This is a genomic window from Oscillospiraceae bacterium, from assembly GCA_015068525.1.
In the GTDB taxonomy this organism is placed as follows: domain Bacteria; phylum Bacillota; class Clostridia; order UMGS1840; family HGM11507; genus SIG450.
Window position 1 is genome coordinate 1 of sequence record SVKJ01000033.1, and the last position, 11915, is coordinate 11915.

At 34.0% G+C, this 11915-nt stretch carries 5 protein-coding genes; all 5 read right to left on the minus strand.

The genetic code is table 11. From position 1 onward, the window contains the following. The coding region (locus E7419_07675; protein ID MBE7015060.1) for an S-layer homology domain-containing protein at window positions 1-1729 on the minus strand (1729 nt) is incomplete at its 3' end. A gap of 1 nt (window position 1730) precedes the next feature. Further along, the gene (locus tag E7419_07680; GenBank protein ID MBE7015061.1) at window positions 1731-3443 is read right to left on the minus strand and encodes an S-layer homology domain-containing protein; all 1713 of its coding nucleotides are present in this window, start codon (window positions 3441-3443) and stop codon (window positions 1731-1733) included. 16 nt (window positions 3444-3459) lie between these two features. Next, entirely contained in the window at window positions 3460-7215 is a 3756-nt protein-coding gene (locus E7419_07685; protein MBE7015062.1) for a hypothetical protein, read from the minus strand. A 24-nt stretch (window positions 7216-7239) separates the two neighbouring features. Further along, window positions 7240-10344, minus strand: coding sequence for a hypothetical protein (locus E7419_07690; protein ID MBE7015063.1), 3105 nt, complete (start codon window positions 10342-10344; stop codon window positions 7240-7242). Window positions 10345-10359: 15 nt separating this feature from the next. Next, a complete protein-coding gene (locus E7419_07695; GenBank protein MBE7015064.1) occupies window positions 10360-11901 on the minus strand; it encodes a DNRLRE domain-containing protein in 1542 nt (513 codons plus the stop codon). Between the last annotated feature and the right edge of the window lie 14 nt (window positions 11902-11915).

Genomic DNA, 11915 nt, shown 5'->3' on the forward strand with positions numbered 1-11915 from the left:
CAACTTTACCTTCTTCGTTTAACTGATATCTTATAACCTGATTTCTTAAAGATTGTTTTGTATCATCAGCAAGATAGCTAAAAATTAAAGCATATTCGGAATGGAGTTTTGCATTAGTTCCGCCTAAGTTAATTTTATCTGCTAATTTAAAAGACTCTATATCGCCGTTATCTGTAAGAAGTTTTATATATCCGTCTTTATATTCGCTTTCAGGCTGTTTTATGGAAATTAAATATCCTGTTTTCATATCAGAAGAAAGTGATTCTATAATGAATGCAACTCTCCCAAACGGGTCAAGATATATATCCGCCATACCGCCTATAAAGTTACTGCCGACAACATACTCTTTTGAAATTTCATAAAGTTTGCCGTTAAGTTCAAGTTCGCCGTTTCCTAATGCGGAAACAGTTCCCGAAACAACATCGGTCGATACAATGATATCAATCACTTTATCTGTTTCTAATACAAATAAAATATTATTTTGCTTTATATCTTCGGCTGACATACTGTAACCTTCGGTATCTTTGATGTTAACTATTATATCTTCATGGGTTAAGTCGATAGAATGGCCGTTAAGTTTTCCCGAAATGTATTTATCGCTTACATTTTCAACAATAAAAGTTTCAAATTCAAAAACTTTAAGTAAATCATAAGAATTATCGCCGTTATTATCTATAAGTTCAACTTTACCGTTTTTTATGTTCGGAAGATTTTTAATATCGTAACTTAAGATAAAGTCATAATTTACCAGATATTTAATTTCTGAACCGAATTTATAATCAATGTCCTTACCGTTTTCGCCCTCAACTGAAATAACATTGTTTGCCGCTGATACAATATCATTTGCGTCTATTGTAACAACCTTGTTTTTATCATCTGCTGCTATACTTAAAATCTCAGGAACATTCATTGTTTCAGGGTCGTATTTATAGAAAACAGTAACTTTCTTTCCTATATAATCTTTTAAGTCATAATCTAAATTACAGATATATTTTATTTTATCAATTGTTATTTCATTTTTTGAAAGTGATGTGTTGCCTGCAATCTGCGCTGCATAGGAACCGTCCATTATACCTTCATAAACATTCATTGAAAGATACTCAGTAAGAAGATTTCTTCCTTTATAAACTTCATATATAATCTGGTCCCCATCTAAACCTGCTTTCATAGAAAGGTCGGTCTTTAGTGCATTGTATATAAGTCTTGAAAGGCCTTTTAAGGTTGCTTCTTCTGTTACTTCAACGCCTTTTAAAAGTCCGATTTCATTTGCTATCTGCAAATATCCTGTCGGATATCCTCCGTAAACTCTCGCTTTATATCCATAGCCTAACAGTTCAACTAAGATTTTTACTGCCTGATAGGTTTCAATCGGTGCTTCAGGAAGAAAAGTATTGTCCCCGTATCCTGATACAAGTCCTAATTTTGCACAGTAGATAATATAGTCTTTTCCCCAGTATGTATTATCAATATCTGTAAACAGGTCATTTTCAAGATTTGTTATAGTGTTATACGCACCTGTCATTCTTGAAATAACTGTACAAAACTGTGCTCTTGTCATAACAGAGTCTTCGTGAAATTCACCGTTTTCATCGCCTTCTATAATTTTCAAATCTGCAAGTTGGCTGATATAGGAATTAACGGTGATATCTTCTTCGGCAAAAGCCGTATAAAGAGGAAATGCACTAAAAAGCATAGTAAGGGATAATAGCATACATATTAACTTTTTCATACTAATTTTCCTCCTTTAATATATTGTATATAAGTTGTGCCGCTTCTGCCCTTGTTGTATTATTCTTAGGATTAAATTTGTTATTATCACCCTGAACAAGACCTGCGTTTAAAAGCATCTTAACAGAATTTTCGGCATAGCCTGATACTAAATCCATATCATCAAAAGTTTTTGAAAGGTCGGTTATTCTGTCTATCTGCCTTATTGAAACTAAAAGCCTATGAACCATAACTGCCATATCTTCTCTTGTGATATTTGCGCCCATTCCAAAACTTCCGTCTTCATAACCTACTGTAAGCCCTGCCTTTGTACCTGATGCAACATACGAATATGCCCAACTCTCAGTCGGTATATCAGTATAAGAACATGTCGCACTTTCGTCATAAAGTCCGAATGCAAGAACTAAGATTTTAATAAATTCTTCTCTTTTAATATTATCTCCCGGGAAGAACTGACGGTTTCCTTTACCGCTTAAGATTTTCTTATATGCAAGGTCTTCTATAGCCTCTCTTGCCCATTCGTGAGTTGCAAGGTCTGTAAAGTCTGTTCTTAAATCAACAGTTTCCTGATTATTTTCAGGGTTTGCGAGTGAAGAATCAACTGTAGTAGTTGAAGATGCTCCGCCTCCGCCAACAACTCCGCCCTGATTTGAAGGAGGAGGTGGTAAAATCGGAACAATTACACTTCCTGTTTTATAGAAATCATATTGTGTTTTTAATTTATCAACTGTTGTTATAGAAGAATCTTCAATAAGTTTTCCTAAAATATCACTCTTATCAGTAATTGAAAGATTTGTATATCCTAAAAATCCTAAATAATCAAGGTTGTCAGTAAACACTTTGTCAAGCGGAGTCTTATCGTAGTTATCAAGTGCCGTAAGAATAACCGCTTCGTTGAATTTCCCTCTGAAACTGTCAAAAGAAGGATAAGTTCCGTTCTTTAGAGAAGATATAACTTTCTTCTTTATATCCGTATTCATTGCCTGATATGTAGGATATATACCTAAGTACTGCTGGGATGCAATTTTAAAATATCTACCTTCATAATATTCAAGCATTGAAATTATTTTTTCTAAATCAGTTTGTTGGTTTAAGTAGTTGAATATTACTGTACGGTCAAAAAGTTCAGAATAATTTCCTGCATTGATATTATTTTTATTTGCTTTTAAAACTGCCGCAACAACTGTCGGGTCGGTAAGTTCATTAAGATATGTTGTATTAAGATTTAGTTTATAAGCATTTGAGTTGATTTTTCCAATCATTTCGTTTAAATCAGCGGTATTAACAACATCTGTTAAAAGTTCGTTAAGACTTCCCGCACCTTCTTTTGAAAGAAGAATAACATCTTTTTTTAAAGAAGATATGTTAAAATCCCCTGATGTAAATCTTATAGTATATTCATCATAATTTTTAACTTTAAAATCAAAATTTACTGTGCCGTCATCCTTAATAATTGCTTCATCTATATAATAGATGTCAGAGTCAGAAAGGACAGACGAAAATCCTTTTGATTTTTTTACCATTTCAATTACTACTGAATTTCCGATTTTTGAATCATCAAATTTATACCATGCGCTTACATTATAATAAAGGTTGTTTTGCGAGTCGTAAGCGGGGCTTACGGCTAAAGACAATTCCTCAGCCGCAAGCGTATTTAATGAAACAAAAGACAGAATAAAGGTAAATGAAAGTAACAAACATATTATTTTTTTCATTGTTTTCTATCCTTTCTTACTTGTAAAATTCTAATTCTTTGATTGAGTTCCAAGCATTTGTATTGTTTTCAAATCCAACAATTCTTACATATTTCGCTCTAACGTCAGGCGGCAATTCATAGTATTCAAATCCTGCTGTTATACCATCGGATACGCCTTCATATACTTTTGTATAGTTTTCTCCGTCTTCTGAAATATGAATTTCAAAGTTTGCAATTCTTGTATCGCCAACATGCCAGTAAATTCCGACTTTGGATACTGTTGAAACATCTTCAAACACACCTTCAATCCATACGCCTTTTCCGCTTTCCGCCCAGTATGTACCGTTATTTGCGTCAACAGCATCAAAAGGAGAAACAGATACATTAGTTCCGCTGTGATTTGCATCATAAAGTTTAATTCTTGCTGGATCAGACGAATTTTTAATTCTTAATCTTTCGTCTTCGTCTTTTCTTCCTAAAATCTGAATAATAAGTTTCTTAGACATATCATACCATGTCGCTTTCATACTGATTTTATCAGCAAATTGGGTTATGGGAACATATAAAAGTCCGTTTTCCATAAATGGTGCAAGTTTCATTTCATGCACCTTAGTTCCCAAATAAACTTTATTGTCATAAGGTTTTACAGTAACATCTATTTTGTTTATTGTAAGTGTTATTGAATTGTCATCATTTACCTTATATTCATAATCCGCTTTATCTAAAAGTTCTTTGTAAGGAAGGTATAATGTTCCGTCTTTTTCAATAGGTTCATTCTCAAATTCTTCATAATACTTATCAATTTTTATATCTATTACTGAACCATTTTTTTCTTCGATTAAGTTTGCATAATACAAATCTTTTTCAGGTATATTTGATTTATATTTCCACTTAATTGTGTAATTTCCTGCATCTGCTTTAAAGTATGCAGTATCGTGAGTTTTATCAACATCGTATGTTGCAACAACTTTATCGTCTTTTATAAGTTGCCATGTTCCTGATTTTAAGCCCGTTATAATAAAGGATAAATTCTTTTCTTCTCCCGGAACTGAAAGTTCTATTTTTTTATTTAAAGACTCTCCTGTTCTTGCAAAAAGTGCAACCTTGTCTTTTATTTTAACGCCGATATAGTCATCATCGTTCTTTATAAGTTCTGATTTTAACGGAACAATTTCGTCTTTGTTATCGCTTATCTGAAGAACATTTAAGAAATAGTCCTGTTGTTTCTTTGTTTTAGGAACAAGTTCAACTCTCCATTTACCATGCTCATAAGTAGCATATCTGTTAACAGCAGTATAGTTATGCCCGTCAACTTCAAACTCGTGGCCTTCTCCGCCTATCTTTCTGTATTCAATATCTGAAACATCAGGAAGAAGTGTTTCATTTATAAGCCTTCCCTGTGCTTTATTTGTTGTTCTTTTAACAGTTATAGTATTTTCGGTAAGCTGAGGTTCTTCTTCCGTATGTAAAAGCCATGCTTTTTCCCTTTGCTTATCGGCTGATTTTACATTATCAAAAACTATCATAGCACCGGGATATTCTTTATCTTTAAAGTTTATAAACATCATCTGCCTTGAATACTTTTCAACCGAAGATTTTGGATAAGCATCAGTTATATCTGCTTTAACAAAACTGTATTCAGGATCTCTCGGGTCAGGACCTATATCATAAGATAAAGGTTTACCCTGGATAACTCCTTCTTGATATATATCGTCATAATTTGTAATAGCGCCATTTATACGGGACTGAACATCACCTGTGCCATTAAGACGCAAACCTGCGATATTGGCAACCTGACCACCGTCATACTTGGTTGTTGACATATATCCGCCAAACTCGTTCTCATTTGCACCTCTTACAAGCATTACATTATGTGCAATAGAAAGTTTATGATAATTCTGGTCGTGTTCTGAACCATACGCTAAGCTTGTTTCAATTTTTCCGTCGGGTCTTTCCCATGATGCGGACTGATAAAGACCTGTGTCAAGTGCAAGACCGCCTTTATAGTGAATTTCAAACGCTCCTGAGTCCGCGTGCTGATGACCGCCGAAGAAATATTTATTAAAGTTCATTCGAACAAGTACTCCGTCTCCCTCTTTGGAGTCGTCCCAGCTTGTTCTTGCAAGTATGGTTGATGATGTCACACCGTAATGCCCTGCAAGAGGTAAATCTTCAATACTTTTTTGTTCTATTTTTTCAACATTTGTAAGAAGGAAATATACAGGGCCTAAACCACCATTACTCTGACCTGTAATTGTTCCTGATGGGTTTAATTTATAGAACATATATTTAAAATAAGGATTTTTATAATATGAATAAAGAAGATAGAAGTTTGTTGAAAATGAACCCTGAACTCCGCTTCCTGCAAGCCATATATCACCATACGGCATTGGCTCACCGCTTGATTTTAAGCTCATTATGTATGAATAGCCTACATTTTCTATTTCCTTATTATATATATTGTCAAATCCCATTCGTCTGAATATCCACATGTTTTCCATTAAACATTCAAGTCGGCTCATTCCGTAGTTTGAACCTTCAGTAAAATAACCGCCTGAATATAAAAGGTTCTGACATGGGATAACTTCATCAAAAAATCTTCCGCCAACTAAATTCCATATATCAGGACGTTCGTCATAGCAGGCAATCGCCATACCGATTAAGTCAGTCATTAACTGTCCTTCAATTGCGTGAGAATTCATATTAGCCTGAGAAATAGGAGGCCAGCCGATTTCAAGCTGCATTCCGTATGCTACCCATGTATTTATAAAAAGTTCTCTATCCTCATCACTCATAATGTCATAACACCAGTCATAAACAAGTGAGCCTATATAAATTGTATAACCAAGTTCTCTTGTCTGATGTGCTGCACTTTTTGTACAAACAAGTGAGGATATGTAATTTTTATAAAGTTCTATCGCTTTTTTTCCGTTTTCTAAATTGTTTTCATTATCAATAAGATATAAAAATGCATTTCCTTCTATAATACCTAAACATTTAGTATTGGTATTTGTAGGTGATGCAGGGTCTAAAGGAAGAATACAGTTGTTATCATCTGCTACATTCTTTAAAACCTGTTCATACATCGGTTTGTTTTCTTCACTCTCTAAATTCGCCTTTATAAGAGGAATATCTTTTTCTCTTACTAAAAGTCTTGGATGCCCTTCGGGAGGAACAATCGGAGGAATGTTATAATACTGCCCGTCTATAAAATTCCTAGGCTTTTCCATTCCTGATGCTCCGTTAGGAACAAATGCAACATTATTTGTAATAAGAATATTATCTATTCTCGTTCTTAACTCTCTTGGTCTTAAACCTATAGTATAAGTGCCTTTTTTAAAAAACTCATTTGATAAAATCTGCCAGTGCCAGTCACCGTCTTCATAAACCGAAAGTTCCTTTGAACCCCAGTTTTTATCTCCGTATTTAAAGTGAATTGAGTTTTCTGATACATTTGCAACCGTTGATCTTAACCATATTGTATAAACTCCGTCTTCAGGAAATGATATGTCAAATCTAAGTTCGGGTTTTTCACTTGCTTCAGGTGTTGAAAGCTGTGCCGAAGCAAGAGGATTAGCCTGAAGGCAGGTACCACCTGTTGCGGTATCGTATTCCACTTTTACATATCTTCCTTCATACTGTGTGTATTCTCCGTCAGCCTCAAAAATGACTTCACTGCCTGTAAACTTAATTACTTTATCATCATTTTTAGGTGCCGCAATAACAGAAAAAGAACTAAAAAGCATACATAGTGCAAGAGTTAAAGAAAGATATTTTTTAAGTTTTTTCATATTTTTCTCCTTTCTTAACACACATTAATCATCAAATACTACTATTATCCACCAGTACTTATGTTGATTGATAGCACCAAGTGAAACTGTAACAGGTGTTTCACTCCACTCGGAAACTTCATAATATTTTTTATATATTTTATTCATTTGCATAGTTGCTGTATCAGATGTTGCTGTAATATTTTCTGTAGCATTTGAAACCTCTGTAAACCCTTCTGCCGATGCCCATGCCGGCATACTGACATCGTTCCAGGCAATATAAACTGTTGCCGAACGGTTAATATCAAATGTTATAAATCCTGTTTTGTCAAGGTATTCCGCCATTTTAGTATTGGTGGTTGGAATGAACCCATCCATAGGAAGTGAAATAAATGTTCCGCCCAGGAATTTGTCTTCCATATTTTTTACAAGATATGTTCTTCCTGTATGAAGTAAAATCGGATTTGTAATTTCTGATATAACCTCATTTGCACCACTATATATAGGATTTTGAATATTTTCATATATTTTAAGATTTGAATTAGGGTCAAATGATGCATAATCCATTGTAACATTTGTTACTTTTGCATCTTCTCTTTCAAATTCAACACTGTATGTTTTACTGTCGCCGTTATTTGCAGTTGTTTTAATATTTACTGTACCTGAAAGTTTAGCAGGATAGGTAATCTCTGTTTTAACACCCGAATCTTCAGTTTTAAATAAAAGTTCAGGGTAGTTAAGCACTGATGCAGGAACTTTAAATTTATAATTTAAAATTGATTTATTAAATCCTGCAATAATTGAATTATTAAAACTTAATGCTTTAAGATTATTGTTAGTTGATGTAAGCGTAGCACAGTTTATAATACTGTTACCATTTTTATAATCATTTAAAATAAATGATTTTATTTGCGCTTTGGAAACATCAGAAAGTGTTACATTTAAAGTATTTGTAAGAGATGTTTCATTTCCCTGCTTTTTAGAAGATACTTTATCTATCATAAATCCATCATTATAAAGAGCAGTTACAAAAGTGATATTATCTTCATCTCTTAATTCTCTTAAATCGAGTGTTGCATTAACTGTTGCGTTTGCAGGAACAGCATCAATTACTGTGCCCACTGCATCGGTATATGTTACTTTAGGAAGTGTTGTATAAGTTGTAGGCTGAGTTTTAGAACTTTCATAACAAAGTTTTATTTTGTATGTTGTTAGTTTTCCTGAAAAGTTTTCAACATCTATATAAACTGTGCCGGGAATAGTATCACAAAGTACGATATTTTCACTTGCTACATTATCTTTTTTAGTAACCGAAATCGCAGGAAAGCCCTGATAATTGTCGGCAAGATAATGTGTATATATAGTCTTTGAACTTTCAAATCCATCTATTGACACACCGTCAACTTTAATATCGGTAAGTTCGGTTGAAATTTCGGCACGATCTAAGTAAACAGTATAAGTTTTAGTTTTTCCTCCCGGGGTTGTAACCTCTATAGTTGCAATGCCAGGTACTGATGAAGGTTCCTCGGTAACTGCAGTTGCTCCTGAATCTTTTGTTACACCTGTAACTTCAGGTATTCCCTGGTAATCATATGAAAGCAAATGAGTATAGTCTGTCTTCGCACTGCTAAAATCAGCAACGGATACACCATCAACCTTAATATCCGAAAGTTCTGCTGAAATTTCTTCAAAAGTTATTGTCGGTTTTCTTGTGCCTCCGTAGTACCAGTAAAACGTTGTAGCATTACCGCCTTCTTCTACTCTTACCGCAAAGGTTGCAGTTTCTTCACTGTTAGCTATCTTTGATTTCAAATAATCGGTAACATCAAATTTATATGCTGTTTGTGAATCAGATGTAACTGCAATATCACTTTTTAAAGAATAATCTACATCTGTACCATATTTACCGCCGGCAGTTACACCTTCGCCTGTAACACCTCTTATTTCAACCTTTGTCTGAGCGTTAACAGCGGCAACGTTTCCGTATCCGTAAACAGTTAAGACTGCCTTCTTATCAGCAGGAATTCCAAGTAGATTTTCAATATCAAATACTACTGCACCTTCCTGCCTTACTTTAGTTGAAGAATCTGTTCTTACCTGAACATATTTATTATCATCATTAACATTATAAGAGGTAAGATTAGCATCAAATCTGCCGTGTGTGGTGCTTCTTGTTGCATTAAATACACCGACAGCGGTCGCTGTTCCTATATAATCATCTGTTATAAAATTAACCTTATACTGTGTTTCGACACCGTATGTATTAACCTTTATAACCGCAGTTCCGGGAACTTGTGTAGCCTGAATAATATCAACTGTTGAGTTATCTGCCAATGCAGAAACATAAGGCACAGTAGTGTCATCATCAAGAGTTACAACATAGGTATATGTGCCATCTTTAATATTGATATTATTACCATCATAACTTAAATCAGAAAGAATAGTCTTTTTATATTCAAGATGTGGCACTACATTATATGGTGCTAAAGCAAGGTCCATATAAACGCTTGAATCTCCGTTTTTCCAGTCAGAGTCAACAAATTCAACCAAGAAAGAAATTGAAGGTGCGCCGCTTTGTATTCTTGCTTTTACATAAGATGTAACATCAAATGAATATTCTTTAAAATCAAGTGATAAGCCCTCGGTTGTAGTGAAAGTATAATTTCTGTCAACGGTAGGAAGAGTTCCGTTAAAAGCATAATTTTCATCAACTATACCAACTATTCTTACGCTTCCTCCTGATACGCCAAGTGCAGTTTGTGCTCTTACCGCAACGGTCAGGATAACTTTGTCATCTGCATTAAGGCCTTCTGCTGTTGTTTCAAACTTAAGGATTGCTTCGTCACGAGGATCTCCTGATGCGTTATAAACTCTTCCCGATATTGAATCGGTAAAATTATCTGGTTTCCATGCACTGAAAGTAACATTCCCTGTATTTCTTTCTAAGTAATGTTTTTCTTTTAATGTAAATGTTCCTCTTTCGTAAGTCTCATTTAATGCATAAATATCTGTATTATTTTCACTTAATGTTTCGATATCGCTTATATTATTGTCAGGTATAAAATCCAAAGATGTTTCTGATGTATAAGCAACAGGAACAGACATTAGTATAAAAGAAAGTACAATAATTATGCTTAAAATTCTTTTCATATTCCTTTTCCTTTCTTAATATAAAATAATTTCCGGTTTTTCATTTCTTGCTTTGGTTTGAATATTTAAATTGAAATCACTGGTACCATTAGGATAAAGTTGTTTTTGCCATTCTTCATTTATTCCTACTCCGATTGAAATATAGTCTTTGCCTTCATTAAGCCTTTTCTTTAAGTAGTCTGTAATATTAAACTTGAGCGGTTTAAGGCTTGTGCTTTCAGGAGTTTTTAAAGTACCTATACATTTTCCGAATTTTTCCGCGTTATTATATGTAAGTTCAGTTTCATCAAACTCTTCTTCAAGTTCATATATACTTAAGTATTTTATTGTTTTTGCTGCAGTTGCGTTAGGTTGTTTTACATATAACACTAAATCGGCGCCACCCGATACGCCCTCAACACCGCTTATATCAAATTCCAGATATAGAATTCTTCCGTAATTAGGATTAAATTTGCCAGGAAGCATCAGATTATGAGGTGTTCTCTCAGCTGTTCCGTACATAAAGTTATAATTATCGTTAGGTTTGCTCTTATCGACATAGGTATCATCAGTAAGAACAGGTACTTTATTATTATAAACTGGTGTTAAATCTTTTATTTCAAAATCTCCAAGATTTATGGTTTTATCTGCAAGTACAATATTTCCGTCATTATATTTAGCATAGGCTCTTACATATATATTTTCATAATTTTTAGGATTTACAAATGTAAAACCATAGTAGCCTGCATTACTGCAAGGATATTTTGATGGTACTTTTTTAACATTAAATCCGTCATAAGTAGGTTCAGGGTTAAGTGTAGAATATAACACTCCGTACTCGGATACATCAAACCCTTGCGCATTTATTCTTCCCATAAGGAATATTCCATTATCATCTTTTGCGACATACGGAACAGTTTCTACATCAGGTGACAATGCTTCTGCAATTTTTGAAAATTCTACTTCAAGTGTTGAACTTTCTGTAATCGCAGGAGTTTTTAATGTTACAACTCCCAATTGGCTATAAACTCCGTAAGGTGTTCCATTAAACAGAACTTCTTCTACATAATATCCGTCATCAGGTGTTATTGTTATATCTACAGGTTCATTATCCGTTGCAAGAATAATTCCGCCCGGCAACACATTTCCGCCCTCATTTTTATTAACTGTTACTATATTTTTCGGGGTAACTTTATAACTGATACCGTTTTTCAAAGTCATAACTCTGCCGATACTGTTATAAGTTGCTGTTGTTCCCAGCTGGCCCTCTGCCTCAAAAGGAGGTATATAAAGTTTACCGTTATAAGCCCTTATGGTATCTGTAAGAGGAAGGTCTGCTCCGTTTACATTGAAGGTTTTCTTGCCGTTTTCAAAGGTTACATCTTTTAAATCCAGTTTGTAAGCAACCTTGTTTTCATTTAAGATATATGGTGTTATCCCTATTTTTTCAAGGTATTCTTCAGCACATACAAGCAACATACCGTTTTCTGTAACTACAGGAGGGTTTTTAAAAGTAACCATTTCCTTCCCAAATTTTACAGAAGGGATATTTCCCAGACTTTCAGAGATATTATTCATAAAGAATAAATCTT

Excerpts from the sequence above, each read along its gene's own strand:
- E7419_07680 (MBE7015061.1), bottom strand. The coding sequence starts at position 3,443 with ATGAAAAAAATAATATGTTTGTTACTTTCATTTACCTTTATTCTGTCT.
- E7419_07685 (MBE7015062.1), bottom strand. The coding sequence starts at position 7,215 with ATGAAAAAACTTAAAAAATATCTTTCTTTAACTCTTGCACTATGTATG.
- E7419_07690 (MBE7015063.1), bottom strand. The coding sequence starts at position 10,344 with ATGAAAAGAATTTTAAGCATAATTATTGTACTTTCTTTTATACTAATG.
- E7419_07695 (MBE7015064.1), bottom strand. The coding sequence starts at position 11,901 with ATGAATAATATCTCTGAAAGTCTGGGAAATATCCCTTCTGTAAAATTT.